21 protein-coding genes are annotated in these 20,091 nt (G+C 52.9%); 13 read left to right on the forward strand and 8 right to left on the reverse strand.

Features of this window, described 5'->3' with window-relative positions:
- Positions 1-89: 89 nt before the first annotated feature.
- The 3 genes from F8N66_RS14315 to F8N66_RS14325 are packed head-to-tail and all read left to right on the forward strand — an operon-like array spanning position 90 to position 2,645.
- Positions 90-1,154, forward strand: a complete 1,065-nt coding sequence (locus F8N66_RS14315) for an alkene reductase (RefSeq protein ID WP_150770779.1) — start codon at positions 90-92, stop codon at positions 1,152-1,154.
- A gap of 10 nt (positions 1,155-1,164) precedes the next feature.
- Positions 1,165-2,004, forward strand: a complete 840-nt coding sequence (locus F8N66_RS14320) for a pirin family protein (protein WP_150770780.1) — start codon at positions 1,165-1,167, stop codon at positions 2,002-2,004.
- A gap of 56 nt (positions 2,005-2,060) precedes the next feature.
- On the forward strand, positions 2,061-2,645 hold the full coding sequence (locus F8N66_RS14325) for an isochorismatase family protein (RefSeq protein ID WP_150770781.1): 585 nt from the start codon (positions 2,061-2,063) through the stop codon (positions 2,643-2,645).
- Between the two features lie 596 nt (positions 2,646-3,241).
- Here the strand turns inward: F8N66_RS14325 and F8N66_RS14330 are convergent.
- The 3 genes from F8N66_RS14330 to ilvC all read right to left on the reverse strand — a co-directional run bounded on the left by F8N66_RS14330 (position 3,242) and on the right by ilvC (position 6,983).
- Positions 3,242-4,228, reverse strand: a complete 987-nt coding sequence (locus tag F8N66_RS14330) for a PDR/VanB family oxidoreductase (protein WP_150770782.1) — start codon at positions 4,226-4,228, stop codon at positions 3,242-3,244.
- A 70-nt stretch (positions 4,229-4,298) separates the two neighbouring features.
- Complete coding sequence (locus tag F8N66_RS14335) at positions 4,299-5,843, reverse strand: Rieske 2Fe-2S domain-containing protein (protein ID WP_150770783.1); 1,545 nt, start codon at positions 5,841-5,843, stop codon at positions 4,299-4,301.
- Between the two features lie 123 nt (positions 5,844-5,966).
- Positions 5,967-6,983 (reverse strand): ketol-acid reductoisomerase, encoded by a 1,017-nt coding sequence (ilvC, locus tag F8N66_RS14340; protein WP_150770784.1) that lies wholly within the window; start codon positions 6,981-6,983, stop codon positions 5,967-5,969.
- 123 nt (positions 6,984-7,106) lie between these two features.
- Here ilvC and F8N66_RS14345 point away from each other — a divergent pair, with 123 nt between their 5' ends.
- Positions 7,107-7,835: a GntR family transcriptional regulator gene (locus F8N66_RS14345; protein ID WP_224790469.1), complete on the forward strand. Its 729-nt coding sequence runs from the start codon at positions 7,107-7,109 to the stop codon at positions 7,833-7,835.
- 210 nt (positions 7,836-8,045) lie between these two features.
- A complete protein-coding gene (locus F8N66_RS14350) occupies positions 8,046-8,975 on the forward strand; it encodes an AEC family transporter (protein WP_150770785.1) in 930 nt (309 codons plus the stop codon).
- Positions 8,976-9,004: 29 nt separating this feature from the next.
- Here the strand turns inward: F8N66_RS14350 and F8N66_RS14355 are convergent, their stop codons facing one another.
- Positions 9,005-10,351, reverse strand: coding sequence for a PLP-dependent aminotransferase family protein (locus tag F8N66_RS14355; RefSeq protein ID WP_318195459.1), 1,347 nt, complete (start codon positions 10,349-10,351; stop codon positions 9,005-9,007).
- 115 nt (positions 10,352-10,466) lie between these two features.
- Between F8N66_RS14355 and F8N66_RS14360 the strand changes: the two genes are divergently transcribed.
- From F8N66_RS14360 to F8N66_RS14370, 3 genes are all read left to right on the forward strand, one after another.
- A complete protein-coding gene (locus F8N66_RS14360; protein ID WP_150770787.1) occupies positions 10,467-10,910 on the forward strand; it encodes a RidA family protein in 444 nt (147 codons plus the stop codon).
- Between the two features lie 66 nt (positions 10,911-10,976).
- Positions 10,977-11,864, forward strand: a complete 888-nt coding sequence (locus F8N66_RS14365; protein WP_150770788.1) for a PhzF family phenazine biosynthesis protein — start codon at positions 10,977-10,979, stop codon at positions 11,862-11,864.
- 109 nt (positions 11,865-11,973) lie between these two features.
- Positions 11,974-12,669, forward strand: coding sequence for an aspartate/glutamate racemase family protein (locus F8N66_RS14370; protein ID WP_150770789.1), 696 nt, complete (start codon positions 11,974-11,976; stop codon positions 12,667-12,669).
- 99 nt (positions 12,670-12,768) lie between these two features.
- Here F8N66_RS14370 and F8N66_RS14375 read toward each other — a convergent pair whose 3' ends face one another.
- The 4 genes from F8N66_RS14375 to F8N66_RS14390 all read right to left on the reverse strand — a co-directional run bounded on the left by F8N66_RS14375 (position 12,769) and on the right by F8N66_RS14390 (position 16,141).
- Entirely contained in the window at positions 12,769-13,134 is a 366-nt protein-coding gene (locus tag F8N66_RS14375; RefSeq protein WP_150770790.1) for a histone-like nucleoid-structuring protein, MvaT/MvaU family, read from the reverse strand.
- A 175-nt stretch (positions 13,135-13,309) separates the two neighbouring features.
- Positions 13,310-14,209: an aromatic amino acid DMT transporter YddG gene (gene yddG / locus F8N66_RS14380; RefSeq protein WP_150770933.1), complete on the reverse strand. Its 900-nt coding sequence runs from the start codon at positions 14,207-14,209 to the stop codon at positions 13,310-13,312.
- Between the two features lie 230 nt (positions 14,210-14,439).
- Positions 14,440-15,723: a translesion error-prone DNA polymerase V subunit UmuC gene (gene umuC, locus F8N66_RS14385; protein WP_150770791.1), complete on the reverse strand. Its 1,284-nt coding sequence runs from the start codon at positions 15,721-15,723 to the stop codon at positions 14,440-14,442.
- Complete coding sequence (locus tag F8N66_RS14390) at positions 15,707-16,141, reverse strand: LexA family protein (protein WP_150770792.1); 435 nt, start codon at positions 16,139-16,141, stop codon at positions 15,707-15,709. Before F8N66_RS14390 ends, umuC begins: the two co-directional genes overlap by 17 nt.
- 441 nt (positions 16,142-16,582) lie before the next feature.
- Here F8N66_RS14390 and F8N66_RS14395 point away from each other — a divergent pair, with 441 nt between their 5' ends.
- From F8N66_RS14395 to F8N66_RS14415, 5 genes are all read left to right on the forward strand, one after another.
- Positions 16,583-16,945 carry an NUDIX hydrolase gene (locus tag F8N66_RS14395; protein ID WP_150770934.1) on the forward strand — a complete coding sequence of 121 codons (363 nt, stop codon included), beginning with the start codon at positions 16,583-16,585 and terminating at the stop codon, positions 16,943-16,945.
- Between the two features lie 29 nt (positions 16,946-16,974).
- The gene (locus F8N66_RS14400) at positions 16,975-17,802 is read left to right on the forward strand and encodes a DMT family transporter (protein WP_150770793.1); all 828 of its coding nucleotides are present in this window, start codon (positions 16,975-16,977) and stop codon (positions 17,800-17,802) included.
- A gap of 139 nt (positions 17,803-17,941) precedes the next feature.
- Complete coding sequence (locus F8N66_RS14405) at positions 17,942-18,394, forward strand: GNAT family acetyltransferase (RefSeq protein ID WP_150770794.1); 453 nt, start codon at positions 17,942-17,944, stop codon at positions 18,392-18,394.
- A 507-nt stretch (positions 18,395-18,901) separates the two neighbouring features.
- A complete protein-coding gene (locus F8N66_RS14410) occupies positions 18,902-19,612 on the forward strand; it encodes a hypothetical protein (RefSeq protein WP_150770795.1) in 711 nt (236 codons plus the stop codon).
- Positions 19,609-19,905 carry a hypothetical protein gene (locus F8N66_RS14415; RefSeq protein ID WP_150703345.1) on the forward strand — a complete coding sequence of 99 codons (297 nt, stop codon included), beginning with the start codon at positions 19,609-19,611 and terminating at the stop codon, positions 19,903-19,905. Before F8N66_RS14410 ends, F8N66_RS14415 begins: the two co-directional genes overlap by 4 nt.
- Positions 19,906-20,091 lie beyond the last annotated feature (186 nt).

Consider the following 20,091-nt stretch of genomic DNA (forward strand, 5'->3'; position numbering starts at 1 on the left):
ATCAGTGGATCAGTGATTTCAATTTTACCGGATTTATCCCGGATTCGGATTGATCAATCATAGTCACATCACCACTGAGGAACAGCGCAATGAACTCTCTTTTTTCCGAAGTCAAAGTAGGCCGTTACACTCTCTCCAACCGGATGGTCATGGCGCCCATGACCCGCTCGCGCTCTGACGATGCTGGCGTGCCCTCTGACTTGGTCACCACTTACTATTTCCAGCGCGCTTCGGCGGGTCTGATTATCAGCGAAGGCGTTTTCCCGGTTGCCATGGGCAAGGGCTACGTTCGCACGCCAGGCATTGAAACCGCAGAACAGGTGGCGGCCTGGAAGAAAGTCACCAAAGCCGTTCACGCTCGCGGCGGTCGCATCTTTATGCAACTGATGCATTGCGGACGTGTGTCGCACCCGTCCCTGCTGCCGAACGGTGCACAGCCTCAGGCCCCTTCCTCGATCAAGGCGGCGGGGCAGACCTATACCGCAACTGGTCTGCAAGATTTCGTCACTCCACACGCGCTCACCGTTACCGAGATCACCGAAGTGATCGCCGGTTATCGCAACGCTGCACGTCTGGCGATTGAAGCCGGTTTCGATGGTGTTGAGCTACATGCGGCCTCGGGCTACCTGCCAGAGCAATTTCTTTCCACTGGCAGCAACCAGCGCGACGATCAATACGGTGGCTCGGTCGAAAATCGCGCCCGATTCGTTCTGGAAGTGCTCGCCGCCATGGTCGACGAAGTGGGTGGTGATCGCGTAGGCATCAAGATTTCTCCGGAGATGAACTTCAATGACATCGTCGACGCCAATCCGCAGGAAACCTACACCTACCTGGTCTCGCAATTGCGCGATCTTGAACTGGCATACCTGCACGTGGCCCTGTTTGGTGCCAAGTTCGATTACCACGCAGCCCTTCGCCCTCTGTTCGACGGCAGCTACCTGATCGGTAGTGGCCAGACCAAAGACAGCGCTCAGTCCCTGATTGCCGGGGGCAAAGCCGATGCTGCCGTATTCGGCGGTGCGTTCCTCGCCAACCCGGATTTGCCGAATCGCTTCCTTGTCGGTGCTGAGTTGAATGTACCGAACAAAGACCTCTTCTACGCCCCTGGTGCGGAAGGCTACATCGACTATCCAGCCATGTCCGAAGGGGCATAAGGAGACCGTCATGTCATCCAGTGCACGTTTGCAGCGCATGAACCACGGCAGCCAATTCAGGGCCTTCAACCTGCGTGGCGACCAGCACGCAAAACCTATCGATCCATTTCTGGGTGTTGACCATGCCTGGGTCAACGGGCCGACGTTTCCCCCACACCCTCATGCAGGTTTTTCAGCGGTCTCTTACCTGTTTCTGGATTCAGAAACAGGTATCGCCAACCGAGATTCGCTGGGCAACCGCAACTTGATTCAACCGGGTGGGCTGCACTGGACGGCAGCAGGACAAGGCATTGTGCATGAAGAGGTTCCGGCAGAGCCCGGCAAGACCGTCCACATGCTTCAGATCTTCATCAACTTGCCGGAGCAGAAACAGGGCGACGTGCCATTTGTGTTGAGCCTGGAAACTCAGGACGTGCCCGTTATCTACAAATCAGGGGCAAAGATTCGTGTACCGCTGGGCAGTTTCGAGGGAGCAGTGTCTCCCCTGACAACGCCTACAGAAGTCCGTCTTTTGGATATCTCGCTAGAAGCCGGCAGTGAAGTCTCGATATCGGTTCCAGAAGGCCACATCGCCTTTGCGATGCCCATCGATGGCGAGACTTCGGTGGACGGCCAACCTTTCGATCTGGGTGAGCCAAAGGCTGCCGTAAACCTGCCACAAACGGCAGATCGGGTCGTGACCCTGGCTGCAAACAAGGGTAACGCCAAGGCAGTAATGTTTTCCGGCGTTCCGCTGAACCAGCCTGTGTTTTGGCAAGGGCCACTGGCGCTTGCCTCCGCAAGCGCCTTGGTCAAGGCGGTCTCCGGATACCAGCGCGGCGCATTCGGAAAGCTGCAAGCTGCCAATTGATGCAAATAATCCCCAACCGGGGTGATGTACCCCAAATAATCCCTAGGAGAAAGACCATGACGTACGAAAATTTCAGTGCCGACAATGCTGCCCTCCTGCTGATCGACCATCAGGTTGGCACCATGGGGTGGGCGAAATCCATGCCCTTTGAAGAACTCAAACGCAACGCGCTGATGCTGGCCAAAGCCGCTCGCATCCTTAAGCTCCCTGTGGTGCTGACCTCCAGCATGGAAGAGCACGCCCAAGGGCCATTGCTGAGCGAGCTGGAAGAGATCCTCCCGACCGAATTTGCCGGTCGCATCAAACGGCTGGGCATCGTCAATGCAATGGACGACGAAAACTTCGCCGCTGCGGTGAAAGCTACAGGTCGTAAAAAACTCATCATCGCTGGCGTAACCAACGACGTCTGCACGGTGTATCCGGCGCTGTCGCTGGTACGCGATGGTTTCGAGGTTCAGGTCGTGGCTGACGGTGGTGCTTCGCCTACCGCCATGGCTGATGACATAGCCTTGCGCCGCATGGATAAAGCCGGTGTAACACTTACTACCACCAACCAGCTAATTGCCGAATTAGCAGGCAGTTGGGCTACGCCAGAGGGCGGCCAGTTGGTTCAAGTGCTGATGGAAGCATTTGGCGACTAATTCACCGCTCATGGCCGGAGGAGTCGGTGTCACGGTTCCTCCGGTCAAATGCTGATAGGCGGTAAGGTGACAATCGGCGATCACAACCTCTGCAAACGAGTTGGCAATAGCTCTGCAAAGCCTCCACCTTGGTGGCGCATTCAATACACATGAGCTGTAAGAATCAGGGACTCGCCCGAGCGAGAAGGAATACGGTCAAGTGGTATGGTCATCAGCGTCTGCTTTGGGTCGTTTTCTGCCGGTCAGGGCCACATAGCGTGATGGTCAAATTAAATGCAATCGATTGGTCAGGTCGAATACCAATGGGTGGGCAAGTCTGGGTAATTACGGTGCCGCAATAAATGTAAGCTAAAAGCTTTTCCAGAATGATCACATTGATGGGCGCTACCTAGCTCAGGAATGTCTCTTGAGGTGTATCTCGCGTTAAAAGTCCAGGACGATGCAATTGAACTTGACGCTAGATGCGCATGCCGGAATGTATGCCCCCTTACTGACTCGAATAGGATGAAATCCTGGTAAGAGGTTAAGTTGTGTGGTTTTGGCAGGGGATGAGATAAGGGGGTGGCCAAGCATTTGCCGGCCACCACTATTGTCATTCAGAGATCGAGCAGCAACGTACTGCTCGTTGCACGGGATACACAACACGTAAGAAAATCTGGCCTCTCGCTGTCATCGAGTATGAAATCCTGATGATCGACTACACCCGCCAGGTATCGCACCTTGCATGTCCCGCACAGCCCTGACTGGCAAGAAGTCTCCACGGGATATCCGGCATTGTTCAGAGCCTCTGCCAGGCTCTCGCTGGGCCCTACTTCAAGTTTCTCACCGGTGCTAGCGATCTCAGCAATGAACCCCCCGACAATCGAGCACTCATCAGTTTCCTTCTTGATCGGCGCCTTGAAATGCTCGAAGTGCACCGAACCGCTCGGCCAATGCTCTGAAGCATCTTTACAGGCCTGCATGAACCCCCCAGGCCCACAGTAGTAAAGGTCGCATGCACCCTCAGGATTTTTCAGGATCGAAGGGATGTCTAACTTATTGCTGGGATCGCCACCATCGAAGTGAAAACTGACGCGACCAGATTTCGCTAACCCTTCGAGCTCCGCTTGAAACGCTGCGTATTCCGGCCCTTTAGCGCAGTAGTACATCTGGTATTCAATGTTTTGTGCTTCAAGTTGATGCGCCATCGACTTCATCGGCGTCACCCCGATGCCGCCCGCTAGAAGCACGACTTTGGCTGATCCTGGATGTAACTCGAAATTATTCCTGGGCACGCTGACACGAACCCGGTCACCAACCTTGATGGTTTCATGGACAGCCGCAGATCCACCGCGACCATTTGGATCCTTCAACACCGCGATCATGTAGCGATGTCTCTCTGATGGAGAGTTGCACAGCGAATACTGACGAATAACGCCACTGCCGACGTGGACATCGATGTGCGCGCCGGCAGTGAATGGAGGCAAATTGGAACCGTCGGGAGAGACGAACTCGTAAGAGTTTACTCCGTTCGCTTCCATCCTGATTTGTTTGACCACCAGCTCCAGATGCGTTGCGGCAGTGCTATCAACTATTGCGTTCATACCTCACCTCGGCATTGCGCTTACAACTTCCGAGATAAAGCTATCTCGGAAGTTGATGTGGGCCTTTTTGTTATTTTTTAAAGCTTTGCTCAAGCTGCTCGAGTCGCTCTTTGACGAATGTGGCCCGATCTTGCCCCTTCAATTGATCCGCCTCAGTGAGAATCGCCACGGTTTCTTTGGCAAGTCGGCGACGGTTGGCAACCTCCTGCTCTACGGTTTCAGCGATTGGCATTTCAAAGACGTTGCCTGTGCAATAGCTATTGGGCGCGCCGTTCATTGAGCGCAACCATTCAGCGAAACCATGCGCACCTGCTGCTGGATTGGTTCCACGAACAGCGTCACGGAGCATTTTGCGGAACGCATAAACGCCGGCATCAAACTTGGTTGGGTTTTCCAGTTTGTGTACGGCAATAGGCCGCTGGGAGATGATCGCCTCATAGTCACCTGGCGCGTATTGAGCGTCCTTGTAGATCTCACGTTCACGGTGGTTCGTAGGAATCGGAGGAAGATCTTCCAGCTTGTACTTGCCGAAACGTTCAGGCCTGCGCATGGCAACTTGGCCCTCCAGGAAGTCGATGGTCTCGTAACCCACCATGCTCTTGTCGCCGATGCCACGTGTATCGATGCCTGGCCCCATTACGCGCCAGCCCATCATCTTGCTGTTCTCGTCGTCGACTGGAACAGTCCACCGGACAATGTGGAATCGACTGAAAAGTTTTTTCGCCGAACCATCTTCGGAGGTGTACGCATGCAAACTCAGATTGGGCAGTACCTGATGCTGGATGCGCAGGAACATTTTGTCGTCGTTCACTCGACGTGCGCCGGCACAGGCAAGGCTTCGACCTTGGTGCACAGGAATGAATTGCATGTCAGGCGCTACTTCCATGGAGGCTGCGCCGACCTCATCGAAGGTCGTGCCCTGAAAGTTTTTGTTCACTACGTTTTTGGCTGAGTGCAAGGCGGTGGGGTGGAAATTGTCTGCCGCGTTATCTTGAACCTGCATCCAATTGCAATGCTGGAAGTTGCTATACGGAACCAGCTCATCACCTTCGGCGACGGTGAAGTTTTCCTCCCATTCAGGGAACGGCGGCTCCTCATCTGGAGGCCCCATGTACGCGAAGACCAGGCCATGTCGCTCGAACGCTTTGTAAGCGCCTTGGCGAATTGAGCAGGCGTATTTTTCGGCCTCTTTTTCCTCACCAGCTGGGAAGGGAACGTGTAGGCAGGCACCATCGACGTCAAACACCATGCCGTGGTAGCAGCACTTAATACCGCGTTCTTGGATAGCGCCGTATTCCAACGACGCTCCACGATGGCAGCAGTGGGCATGCAGAAGACCGATCTGGCCACTGCCATCCCGGAAGGCAACTAGCTCTTCACCCATGATTTTCAGGAAGCGAGGGGTATCTGTCAGCTCCAAAGCCATACATACTGGGTGCCAAAAGCGGCGCAGGTATTCTCCCATCGGAGTACCAGGGCCAGTTTCTGTCAATTCAGGATCATGACCCGGAACGTTGTTGGTGTGGTACCCGCCATAGGCGATGAGTTTCTTCGCAATTGGTGCGCCAGCACCGCTCGATTGTTTGGCTTCGTGCTGTTCGAATTTCTCGGTCATGACCATGTCTCCGTTCTTGTTTTATCGTTAGAGCTCAGGCTACGGAACTCTGTATACAGATATTATGAATACAATGGTGCTATTCGTTTTGCTTTTGGGCGGGGCTATTTCCTCATCAATCAGTTAGTTATGGGTCTTGTCCACTAAAGCGGACGCCTTGATCCAAGGCATCATTGCCCGCAGCTGCTCGCCAACAATTTCTATTGGGTGGCGTTTCAGTTGATTCCTGCGGGCAGTGAGTAGCGAATTTCCAGCCTTGCTTTCGAGAATGAATTGCTTTGCGTACGAGCCGTCTTGAATGAAGGCAAGAACCTCACGCATGGCCTGCTTGGTTTCAGCAGTAACAATCTTCGGCCCGGAGACGTATTCGCCAAACTCAGCATTGTTGGAAATGCTGTAGTTCATGTTGGAAATACCGCCTTCATAGAGCAAATCAACAATCAGTTTCAGCTCATGCAAACATTCGAAGTAGGCCAGCTCAGGCGAGTAACCAGCTTCCACCAATACCTCAAAACCTCCCTTGATCAGCTCTACCGCTCCGCCACACAGAACGACCTGTTCGCCAAAAAGATCGGTCTCTGTCTCTTCTCGAAAATCGGTTTCGATAATGCCTGCCTTTCCGCAGCCGATGGCCGAGGCATACGCCAATGCCAGATCCTTTGCGAGGTCAGAGACATTCTGAGAAATAGCGATCAGAGCTGGCACTCCACCACCCGACGCGAAAGTTGAACGCACGGTGTGACCAGGTGCTTTAGGAGCAACCATAAACACATCGAGATCACTGCGAGGTGTGACTTGGCCGTAGTGAACGTTGAAGCCATGGGCGAAGACCAGTGCCGCACCCTTGCGAATGGCTGGCTCCACGTCTTTGGCGTAGACCTCTGCAATGGACTCGTCCGGAATCAGCATGACGACCAGATCTGCGCCACTAACCGCTTCACCCACTTCCATGACAGACAGACCAGAGGCTGCTGCTTTCGCCCAAGAGGAACCACCTGCCCGTAAACCGACGACGACGTCGATTCCACTGTCCCGCAAATTCAGCGCCTGAGCATGCCCCTGTGAGCCATAGCCGATGACTGCTACCCGTCGGCTTTCCAGCAAAGCCAGATCAGTATCTTTGTCGTAGAACACTTTCATTGGAATTCCTCTTCTGTCTTCTATATTCTATGTACTGTGTTCTGTATACAGATGCCTCATTCTTGGCTTGACTCCCAAGATTGTCAAGCCACCCCGTTGGAATCATTTTGGAGAACGTGGACAATGACCATCGCAATCAAGCCAACGAAGGCCCCCCTGAACGCCATGACAACGAAGCTGCAGAGAATTCAAGCGCGTCCGGACTATGTGGATGAGGTCTACAAAGCCCTTCTAGACGCGATCAGTGACGGAACGATGGCTCCCGGTGTTCGATTCACTCAAGAAGAGATTGCGGAACAAATGCACGTTTCTCGATCTCCCGTCCTCCAAGCCATTCGTCTGTTAAAAAAGGACGGGTTGGTTCAGGACGCTCCTGGCAAAGGGGTGTTGGTGACACCGTTGACCGTTACGTCTATCAGCAACCTTTATCTAATAAGAGGCGCGCTGGATAATTTGGCGGCGAAAATGGCAGCCGAAAGGCGTCACCAGATGGATCCCAGGATTATTGAAAACGGTCGGCGCGCAGCTGAGGGGAAGGATCTCAAGGCAATGGTTGACGCTGATGTCGCCTTCCATCACGACATTTATGCTGCGTCGGGAAACCCATTGATAGCCGAAAGCGCCCAGGTCTATTGGGTACACCTGCGTCGGGCGATGGGAACAGTGCTGCAATCGTCTGCTTCCCAGCGTCAGTCAATCTGGGACGAACATGAGGCAATTGCCAAAGCAATTGCTGAAGGCGATTCGAAAAGGGCTGGCGAGCTTTCTGATGTTCACACCACGAAAGCGCGGGAATACCTTGCCTCTCGACTTGATGAATATTTGGAGCAGCGAGAACTTCAAGCTCAGTAATCGTACTGAGCTAGCAGTTCTTCGTCATACCTCATTATCGAATTTCAGCGTCGATAAAATCCCGGCGTGTACTGGCGATCACCTTTATTTAACGGTAATTCGGCAGCCCTATCGCCTGGACGGATTTTAATTCTGAACGCATTGAGCAAACTACTTCAGCTCAATTGACTACTCGAAATTGACCCACCAAAAATGTGAGTTATACGGCCAATGGCCTCTGTTCTAAACATCATCCTGCCCGTCTTCACACTTATTCTTGCTGGCTTCGTCTGTCGACGCTTGGGACTGTTAGGCCCAAATGCAGCTTCGGAAATCAATCGAATGGTGGTCTGGTTGTGTCTCCCGGCCTTGCTGTTTGAAGCCATGGCCACAGTCGTATGGGAGCAGATTTGGCAGCCGGGATTCATCATCAGTTACGGGCTTTCGACGGTTGGGCTGTTCGCTATTACTTTGATATGGCGTCGTCGGCGTACAGGAAACCTGGTAGATGCCAGCGTACAAGGCCTAAGTGCCTCCTACGCCAACACTGGATACATGGGCATTCCTTTATGCCTTCTGGTGTTCGGCAAGGCTGGCATGGAACCCGCACTGATCTCTTGCCTGGTCGTGATATGCGTGCTGTTTTCTATCTCGGTGATCTGCATTGAGGTAGGACTGCAGAGCGAAAAGAGCCTGTCCAAAGCTGTAGGTAAGGTCACCTTGGCGCTGGTCAAGAATCCGATAGTGGTAGCTCCGATTCTAGGATCGTTGTGGACTGCGACCGCACAACCGTTACCGGCCCCATTGCATCAGTTCCTCAAAATGCTCTCGGCAGCAACCGGCCCCTGCGCGCTCATTTCGCTTGGGCTATTCCTTGCACACAGGCACAAAGGAAAAAATGAGCGAGGTACAAGCCTGGTGCTGATCAAGCTGTTTGCCCATCCGTTGATTACTTGGGTACTCGCCTTCTACGTTTTCCGGCTGCCGCTTATGTGGGCGCAAGCCGCTCTGCTATTAAGCGCACTGCCAACTGGTACGGGGCCATTTATGCTCGCTGAGTTTTATCGCCGCGAGGGTTCGCTGGTGTCCAACACTATATTGATATCGACCCTTGGCTCTCTGGTTACCCTGTCGGCATGCCTTTTCTTCATAGGGGCTTAAGTACCCACTTCGCTAGCCCAAACGCGGCGCTAGCGAGCAAGGCTTTGAATTATTGTTAACGCCGTTCGTAGATCAGCCATAGTGGGGGCACCAAGACAAATTCTTGCCCCCCCCAAAGCTCCCTGCGGATTCACTGCAGTGGAGGATGGAGGGGTGATCAATACGCCCAAATCATTGGCTGAGCGTTCCAAGTCATACGCCTGCGAAAGCGGCATGGGAAGCCAGATGTGATACCCCTGATCCGCTGGTTCATGCATAACGCTACCAAAGATCGACCGAGCCATTTCAAGCCGACGTATTGACTCACCCTGAATCGATCTGCTCACGGATTCCGCCGTCCCATCCAACAACCATTGCTCCATCACCGCGCAACTTAACGGCGAAACCATGACTGCAGTCGCCTGCAGGGCCATTTCGGACTGGGAGAACATAGAGTCTGGCGTAACTAAAGCGCCAATCCTGAGCGTCGGATTGAGGGTTTTCGACATGCTATTGGCATAAAACGTCCGTTCAGGTGCCAGCATGGCGAGAGGTGGGACTTGGTCATCGCCTTCTAAGGTGTAAACGTCATCCTCAATGATTGCTATGTCATGAGCTCGACAGATCGAAACAACCTCTTCGCGCCTCTGCCGACTCATGCTGGCTGTTGTGGGATTCTGCATAGTCGGAGTGACATATAGGGCAGCCTTCGCCGTACTTTCAGTTGAAAGAGCACGGTCGAGCGCTTGTGGAATGACACCCTCCTTGTCCATCTCCACACCGATCAAACGAATCCCCTGATGACGAGCTAATGCAATGGCTCCTGGGTAAGTTTGGGCTTCGGTGAACAGCGTTCCTCCATACCCGCACGCCACCGACATGGCCACGCTGACTGCATGATGTGCCCCACTGGTAAGCAGTAGCCTTTCGGGATCGGCATCCATCCCCAGTCTCAGAAACCATCGAGCTAAAAGACGGCGATGCTCAGCATGGCCACCGACCGGTGGATAGTCATTGAATAAGCCGGCGTCCACTCGCTTGGCAACCGATGTGAGCGTGCGGGCCAGTAGTCGCTCAGTCATAACCGACGGAGGGGTATTGCGAGAGACGTCGATTACCGGCCCGCGCCGGGTTTGCACCAACGCGACGAAAGTACCCGCACCTTTGACACTTCGTATCAGTCCTCGGCGTTCAAGAATGCCATAGGCCTTGGTTACTGTTCCTAAACCGATTTTTAGTTTGTCAGCCAGTTCACGGTGGGCAGGCAAACGATCTCCCGAATCAAGTCTTCCATCGAGGATGTCTTCGGCCATGGCAGTGACTAAGCGATCTGATGCCGATGTTTCTGATTCGGCGAGTCTAGGTAGCCAGGGTGATCTCAGGCGCATTCCGCTCATCAACAAAAAGTGTATCGTGACACTTTATCGATTTACCAAAAGTGTATCAATGCCTATTCTCCAAACACACCTGCTTCGGTTCGCGAGGCGCAGACTCGGCTAAGGAGAAGACAAGATGCGAATTTCACAGTGGGCCGCTGGGCTCTTAGCGCTGGTAGGCGCTCATTGCGCACACGCAAGTCCGCAATTTTTAAATTCGGGCGCCGTGCTGAAAGGCGAATCCCCATTCTCCGAAGCGGTAAAAATCAACGGCACGCTCTTTCTATCCGGTCAGGTTGGTATAGAAACCAAAACCCAAAAACTGGCACCGGGCGGTATAGAAGCTGAGTCTCGTCAGGCAATGGACAACATAGACACCATTCTCAGATCCAATGGGTATGCGATGGCTGACGTCGTCAAGTGCACCGTTTTTTTAGTAGATATGAGCGAGTGGACTGCATTCAACGACATATACAAAAGCCGATTCGAGACGGGTAAATATCCCGCACGAAGCGCGTTGGGAGTCAACGCATTGGCCTTGAGTGCAAGAGTCGAAGTGGAATGCATCGCGGCAAAATGAAACCAGCGCCTCGTCGCCTAGCGTCAAAAATATCCTGATCTCCACCGCCCTCCTGAGGAAATCACCGTGTTATTAGACTTTGTTCAAGTGGATGCCTTTACCAACCGTCCGCTCTATGGGAACCCAGCTGCTGTAGTGTTCGACGGCGATGAGCTTTCGACCGAAACCATGCAGCGAATTGCCCGAGAGATGAATTTGTCAGAGACGGTGTTCATCCTTAAACCCACCACACCTGAAGCAGACTACCGGGCTCGTATCTTCACACCAATGAGTGAGCTTCCTTTTGCCGGGCACCCCACTGTCGCAGCAGCGCACTCTGTACTGGCGCGCTATCCAGATAAAGCAAACGCGACGCTACTACGCCAAGAGTGTGGTATCGGCGTAGTGCCTGTTGAAGTAATCCCTACCGGCTCAGGCATTCTTCTACGTATGACCCAAGGTTCCCCGGAATATCGCGAGACTCAATTGTCACGTAAGACCGTGGCGCAAATGCTGGGTTGTGCCGAGACAGAGGTGGCTGATAGTCCGTTCGAAGTGGTTTCTACGGGTGTACCGTGGCTCATCGTTGAACTCTGCAGTTTCGAAGCGATTTCGCGCCTGAACCCCGATCAAAATCTTATAACGCGTGAGTGCAAGGCCCTTAGTGCGGCAGGACTTACCGTGTTTGCAGAGTGTGGCGATGGGGCTCCGGTGCGAATTCGAGTACGTACATTTGCTCCAGGAGAAGGAGTCGCTGAAGACCCTGTTTGCGGTTCAGGTAATGGATCTGTTGCTGCTTACCTGGCCCGTCATAAACACGTCCATGAACATTCCGGTAGTTACGTGGCGGAACAAGGCATCGAAATCGGGCGTGATGGTGAAGTTCAGGCGTCCTGGGAGCGAGATGGAGAAAGCCTTCGAGTGAAAATCGGAGGCCAGGCTGCGGTTTCAGCGAGCGGTCAGCTTCATCTTTGATCCACAACCCAATGGTGCAGTGTGGATTTGGACAGCAATCCGCCACATACAGAATGGAAGATCTAGGTGGAACAGTGATGCCCCTGGATACCAACGAGGAAACATGAGAATGCGCAAAATAGGTCTTATCGGCGGTATGAGCTTTGAAGGTTCGGCGGTTTATTACCGCAATCTTAATCAAGCCATCAACCAACGCTTGGGAGGCCTGCACTCGGCCCAGGTTCTACTTCATTCGGTGGATTTTCAGACCATCGTCGAAATGCAAAAAGCAGGACGCTGGGAAGAAGCCGGCCTTCATTTGGCCGACGTCGCGCGCGGTCTAGAAAAAGCCGGAGCAGACTGCGTGATGATCTGTGCTGTGACCATGCACCTTGTCGCAGACGCGGTTGCTACAGCTACGCCACTGCCGTTTATTCATATCGTGGATGTCGTCGCCGAGCGACTGAAGGCTGCTGGTCTCCACAAACCACTTTTGATCGCCACCCGCTACACCATGGAGAACGGCTTCTATCCAGCTCGGATGAAGAACCATGGAATTGAAGTCTTGGTACCGGAGGCAGAGGGCCGTTCACGCATTCACAGCATAATCTTCGACGAGCTCAGTTTGGGTAGAGTGCTCGATGAATCTCGAAACGAACTCATTACGTTGATCGAGCAGGCGAAGGCCAACGGCGCCGACTCAGTGATTTTCGGGTGCACAGAGATTTGCATGATCCTAGAAACCGACAAGCTGCCGTTGCCAGCGTTTGATTCCACCGCAATTCATGTAGATGCAGCGGTTGATTTCGCTTTGAGCGAAGAATAAGTATTAACCTTCCATTGAGCTTAAATAAGCAAATCGGATCACTTATTAAACTCTTACAAAAAAGGGCCTTCGTAGGGCCCTTTTGTACTCAAACCAAAATCACTTGGCGAGCCACGACTCAACGGTCGCGGAGCCGTGCTCAGCTTTCCATTCCTTCAGCGCTTTGTGGTTGCCACCTTTGGTTTCAACTACTTCGCCGGTGTGGGGATTCTTGTAGATCTTCACTTGGCGAGGCTTGCGAGACCCAGCTTTCGATTCGACTGCTGAAGCGCGACGACCAGCTTGTGGATCAAGCAGAGCGATCACTTTCGGCAGGCTGTAACTGTATTCGGCAAGCAAGGCGCGCAGCTTGGTCTCAAATTCGATTTCTTGCTTCAAGCCAGCATCACCCTTCAGGGCTTCCAAGGCTTGGAGTTGTTCGGCGAGGTGTTTTTCGAGCTGACGGTATTCTGCAAGCTTAGACATGACAAATCTCTATGTAGTTAGTCAACTAACAGTACACCAAAAGCAGCAGTTTGAATTTAGGAATAATGTCCTGAGTGATCTATCGATCAGATAGAAGAGAAGCAGAACCTAGGTAACTCAAACGCTAACAGGAGTCACGAGCCGAACGTCGAATGAAGCTCCTAAAACCCGGTACTCATACTGAATCACTTCGCTGTCGAGTAGCTTGCCAACAGATAAGTGATCCTGCTGTAACCAGCACTGCCCCCTGCCAAAACTGCATGTTCAACACAGCCCCCAACCATACTGCGGCGAATGCCGACGACAGCACGGGCGCGAAGTATGAAGCGGTAGCCAGCAAGGTGAGGTTTCCGCGCAAGATGCCAATGTTCCATAGGGCATAGCCACCAGCCATTCCTATAGCGGCGGCAACAAGCTCCAGGCTGCTACCCAAGGTGAGCGCTGGAATCACCTCGCTGCTGAACAGATATTTCAACCAAAGCACAACCGCCGTCAGCACGAAAAACAGCACCACAAGATTTTGCCCGCCCGCGTACCGCCGAGTGACATTGCAATACAAAGCGAAGGTGATCCCACAGGCTAGCGCCAGGCTGTAACTGAGCGGATTGGACTGCACATTGGTGACGATACTTGCCAGTGACAAACCATCACCACTCACTACCCACAAAATGCCGAACAGAGCGAGAGCCGTACCAGGGATGATAATCCACCGTGCCTTTTGGCCATTCATGATGATGGCCAGCAATATAGTAAGGCAGGGCCAAAGGTAGTTCACCACACCAAGCTCAATTGCTTGGTTACGACTACTGGCAAATCCTAGTGCGAGCGAAAGGCAGACCTCGTACGCAACAAAAAGGGCACTGCCCAAAACGAGATAGAGCTTTGGTGTCGAGCGAAGGCGAGGCTTCCCCAATAGGCACACCAGCAAGATTGCGCCCAATGTATAGATCAGTGCTGCGCCGCCCAATGGGCCGAAGATTTCGCTGACACTCCGGATCAGTCCTGAGGCGGTACTCCACAAAATGATCGCCACTAATCCACATGCCGTCGCGGCACGCTCGCCTCTAATCCGCATCATCCCCTCTCGCCCAAAAAGTCGGTGAGTCTACCGGAATGCCTAAAGCTCAATCCGTGAGATGAAGGTTGAAGAACCCACAGGGAGATTCTTCAGATGGAAACTGAGGCTTCGAAAGCCCATGAGCCGATACTCATAGGTTGAAAATTATGGCCCAGCAATAATTATTGCTGAGCCATAATTTCCAGTAATTTCGACATGACATCGCAGAGACCAACAGACGACTCGGACTACCGACAATACACAGTCCAAAGCTGGTCAACCCTCGTAGTGAAACTCTGGCTCATCATCTCGCGGCGCATGTCCCAATCCGGGTCAGTCGGCACACTCGCAAGGCGCATCGTCCCCCTACCCCATCGGCCATTAATCGCATCCAAAACACCCATAACTTTCTCAGTGGCAACCGGCTGCGAGATCGCGAAGAGGTCTTCCGTGTACTCGCCCTTCTGGCAAAGGTTGACTAGGAGCACCTCGGCTTTGCTGTACTTGAAGCCTGGGCGGAAAACTCGATCCACTGCATCCACGGCAGCCTTCGTCATCAACCGGACATCGTCGGTTGGATACGGCAATTCGACCAGGACTCCATTGGCGTATTTGGCTTCCTCCGGATTGAACATCCCGGTGCGAATAGACACGCGTATTTTCTTGCACAGTGAATGCTGGGCTCGGAGCTTCTCCGTGGCCCGCATCATGTAGGTCGCGACGGCCTCTTTGATCGGTGCAATCTCAGTCAGGCGCTTGCCAAACATACGGCTGCAGCAGATCTCCTGCTTCGGCGGGTCAGGTTCATCGAGCTCAAGGCATGGCGTGCCGGCAAGCTCACGAGCAGTCTTCTCGATCACCACGCTGAACTTCTTACGCAGTGTCCAGGGATCCGTCCTGGAGAGATCCCAAGCTGTTTTGATGCCCATCCCCTCCAGGTGCAAAGTCATCTTCCTTCCTACTCCCCAAACATCCGAGACCGAGCATTTCTTCAGCACCCAGTCGCGCTTGGTTTGGTCACGAAGATCGACTACTCCACCACTCTGCGCTTGCCACTTTTTCGCAGCGTGGTTGGCGAGCTTGCTGAGGGTTTTCGTACCAGCGATCCCAACACCGACTGGGATGCCAGTGCTCTTGTAAACCTGCGCACGGATCCGTCGTCCAAGCGCCTCCAGGTCACCTGGAACACCGGCCAAGTCGGCGAAAGCCTCATCGATGCTGTAAACCTCGACAGCGGGCACCAGCGACTCGATCACGCTCATCACACGTTCGCACATGTCCCCGTAAAGCGCGTAATTCGATGAGAAGGCCACAATGCCGTGCTGCTTGAGCTTGTGCTTGATCTGGAAGTACGGCTCGCCCATCTTCACGAAGGGTTTACTGTCTGCGCTGCGAGCGATAACGCAGCCATCGTTGTTCGACAGCACCACGATGGGAGTCTTGGCCAGGTCAGGTCGGAACACTCTCTCGCAGCTCGCGTAGAAAGAGTTGCAGTCAATCAGCGCGAAAACAGGATCAGGCTTTCGGGTCATGAGCACGCACGCTGAATGTCACAACACCCCAAATGATGAGCTCGTCGCCCTCGAGAATGTAACGCGGTGGATAGCCAGGATTCTCGGACATCAAGATGATGTTGGGCCCTCGCTTACAAAGGCGCTTACACACGGGCTCCGAATTCACTGCGGCAATCACGATATGCCCGTGCTCGGCTGTTATCGAGCGATCAACCACTGCCATGTCACCATCGAAAATTCCCGCACCTTCCATGCTGTGGCCTTCGATGCGCACCAGGTAGATATGCGGTGCTCGGATGTCCAGCAACTCGTCGATGGATATGTGCTGTTCGAGGTGATCTGCCGCTGGTGATGGAAAGCCTGCTGGGACTTTGAAGGAGTAAAACGGAAGCTGGACTCCCCCTTCTGCAATTGGGCCGAGGATAGTGACGCTCATGAATGGGTGCCTAATCATAACTGTATATGTATACAGTTAACGTCGAAGCGAGCTTGCGGTCAATCTTGGGCGAGGAAAATTGCGACCGATGGGTTTTCTGGGAGGGCGTTTGGAGGTTGGCCAGGAGTCATGAGAGCTGAAACCTGACCGAATTTCGATGTGCCGTCTGAGGTTGCGAACTGCATTCCACTGCCAACCGGTTTGCATTCAATCCACCAATCGCTTTGGTTTTTCCCTAAACGAAATTGAGCAAGGAACAAGGCATGCGACAGGCAGAAATCTGCGAGAAGCTGTCAGTCGCCAAACATATAAAAACCACTGTTTGCTAAGCTCCCGGCACTTTTTTGACCTAAGCTGGCTCTTAAATTGCGTTCGTCGGGAAGCGCGCCCTGAAAATGGCATTTTCAATGCGATTCAATGACAAGCAATTCGGGCCAGAAGATGAAAGTCAGAGCAACAGTCATATGTGAGAGAGATCGAGAGGTCTTGTTCGTTCGCAAACCGAGATCAAAATGGTCTTTGCCTGGTGGCAAGGTGGAAACTGGCGAAGCTGTCGCAGCAGCTGCCGTGCGAGAACTCCAGGAAGAAACCGGGCTAAACGTTGATCAGCTCCTTTACGTTTTTGAGTTCGATGCAGGCAACACCCGCCACCATGTTTTTGAGGCTTCCGTTCCGGATGGCGAAAGCGCCTTACCTCAAAACGAGATAGTTGAGTGCATTTGGCGTTCCTTGAATTCGTTTGAAGATCTGGACACAAGCGAAGCTACGAAATCAATTATCAGATCATTTCTACGGCGCCTTTAGCCCCCGCTGAATCATCCCCAGGATGGCGCATGCCCTATCACATTATCTTGCTCATACTTTTCGCAGCGCTATTGCATGCCAGCTGGAATGCCGCGTTGCGCGGTGGCGTCGACAGACTTTGGTCGATGACTATTATGTGCGTGGCGGTCGCCATCGCCAGCGTCGCGATGGCCTTATTTCTGGAGGCTCCGGCCAAAGCCAGCTGGTTCTACGCAGGGCTTTCAGCGGTACTGCACGTTGGCTACAACTTGTTCCTGGTGCGCAGCTACAAGGTTGGAGACCTTGGGCAAACATACCCTATATCGCGAGGTTCCTCGCCTATCCTGATCACCCTCGCCGCCTCGGTTTTTGCCGGGGAAACGGTCGGGGCAGTCGCAATGTTCGGCATTTTTCTGGTGTCAGGCGGAATCATCTCGCTGGCGTTTAGAGGGCGAAAGTTGGCCGTTCCCAGTCTGCCTTACGCCTTGGGAACGGGTTGCTTCATTGCGGCTTATAGCGTGACGGATGGCATTGGCGTTCGCCTGTCCGGTGCGCCGATGGCATACACGGTCTGGATGTGCGCCTTGTGGGGCTTATTGATGCCGTTGGTGTATGTAGGCATGCGCGACGCGAAAAGTTTATTTACCTTCCGGCCCGGGTTCATGACGGCTTTCTTCGGAGGCCTTGTTTCACTGCTGGCCTATGGAATCGTCATCTATGCCATGTCTGCCGCGCCCATGGGAGCGGTATCGGCATTGCGCGAAACCAGCGTATTGTTCGCGGCATTGATCGGATATTTTTTCTTGGGCGAGACACTGACTGTCCGAAAGATAGTGGCATGCATGGTGATTGCCATCGGCACGATCATCATTGGCTGACAGCTGGGGTGCAAAGCCGATGGCCAGCTTTGGGTCGACTGCTGCCCGTCACGACAGGCAAAAATCGGCCAATAAGAGACAGTGGACATTACCCACGCCAAGGCGCTAGCGTCAGCCCCTTCAATGTGAGGGCTACACCATGGATGCTATTGCCTACTACTCAAATGAACTCCATCGCCGTTGCGTTGTGGATCTCTGGGAAACCGTTTTCGGTTACGAAACCGCGCATAACACCCCCAGCCTTGCTATCGACAAAAAGCTAGCTGTTAAGGACGGCCTTTTTTTTGTCGCATTGGCAGGAAAAGAGGTTGTCGGCACCGTTCTCGCGGGATACGACGGCCATCGTGGATGGCTGTACTCGGTTGCGGTGCATCCCGCACATCGTCGAAAGGGCCTTGGCGCAAAACTTGTTCGTCATGCTGAGGACGCCTTGACCGAACGTGGCTGCATGAAAATCAACCTGCAAATCGTCAGCACAAATGAAAGCGTCAAAACCTTTTACGAATCTCTGGGCTACTCGACCGAACCGCGCATCAGCATGGGGAAAAAGATCCAGTCGAATGTTGTGATGCCAGAAAACAAGCTTTGGTGACAGTCGCAACAGGTCGAACTCTGCCGCTCGCCATCAATAGGTGTAACTCGGCGTGCGACCCTGATCAATTTCCCTGCGGAAAGGTAGTCGCTTCTCCGCGCAAGCGGCTAGCCGTGCAGGCCGGAATGCTGCAATCAGGAACGTTCTTATTGGCCGTATAAAATAGGGTGAACGCTCAAGTGCAAGCTTGGTTATCGCGGCGGAGAAGACGACACCAAGCCAAGTGAGGAGGAAATTCAATTGGAGCTGGCCTTGGCTGCGAAATTGCACTCCACTTGACCATCCGCTTGCATTCGATCTGACCAGTCATTTGCATTCGTTCTGACCACCGATTACATCGGATTTCACCAGCACGCTTTGTAACCATGATCGGCAGAGAACGGCCAGGAGCAGTCTTCTATGTGTCTACGAAACCCGGGGCGGTTCGTGCAGGCCGAACGACCATCGTCTATACCTACCCCAGCATTTTCAATTACCCGCAAAAACGCCTGGTGAAAGGTGAGAATGATGAGTGCTTACGTTCGAGCAGTTGTGCTGATGGTTCTCTTTGCACAATACCCGTGTGCAGTGTTCGCAGACTTGCCCAGCCCGACCAAATCTCCCGAGCCTCCCCCTTGGTTCAGGCCACAACTTACAAACGAGCAAATTCCTAGCGCAGAATTTTTGATTTTGGAGAAACTGGTAACTCAATACGGAGATGAGTCAGCGATTAGGCAGGCTTCCATCAAAGAAGACAGTAGCGCTGAATCTCCCGCCGTCATAGTTGCGATAGTGGCAGTTCTTTTTGCGATATTCGTTCCGTATATGCAAGATAAATCAAACAAGAAGCAGGAACTTAGCAAGCTGACATTTGAAATATGGAGCAAGTATCTAGAAGGCTATGCCGAGCATGGTGCGGTATTAGATTTTCTTGGCAGCAGGCCTACAAGAGACGATGCTGAATTTATAAGAGTTCAGCGCTTTAGAAATTGGCTAAATAGCATTGCAGCACTGGGAAATAAATCAATGCTAAGTAATGAGATGATGGCCACTCTCGGCATGACTCAGGTTTTGAAGGGGTTTCTTGCGGATTTGAACTTGGCAGTTGATAGTTTCAAAAAGGATGCGTCCCCCCTCGATCTGGTTGCGATCCACTGGAAGCAAAAATACGAAACTGAACTAGGTGATTGTACCCCTATGACAGTTTGGCTAGCTACTTTGACGAGTATAAAATTATGAGCAATGAATCGATTGACAGTATTACAGACGATTGGAACGAGGCACTACATGCCATTATTTTAAGTGACGGTGAAGATAAGCTTAAGACGAAGCATGTCGAGCGAGCAATGAAGAAAGCTTACGACTTGCTTCGTGGGTATACTCAGCCATCCAAGTCTAGTGAAAGAGATGATGGATACATAATAGGTAACGAAGAGTCGGAACAGGCGTCATCAGGTTCGACCCAGGGGCAAAAGCTAACTTGCCCCTGCGGTATGGCTGACATTACGTTCACTGTTAAAAAGAAAACCTAGCTACCAATATGGTTGAAGTCGATTTCGCTAGATGGGTGGCCACAGCGATGTTGGCGCTGATGCGATTTTGACCCAGCCTGCTAATTTTGACTGTCCCATGAATAGTAGGGCTTTTTGCCACGACGGAAGTCGATTTTGCCTTGGTAATCGTCTGCTTTTGGCCGATTTTTGCCTGTCGCCACCGTT

This window comes from Pseudomonas fluorescens (assembly GCF_902498195.1).
GTDB lineage: Bacteria > Pseudomonadota > Gammaproteobacteria > Pseudomonadales > Pseudomonadaceae > Aquipseudomonas > Aquipseudomonas fluorescens_BU.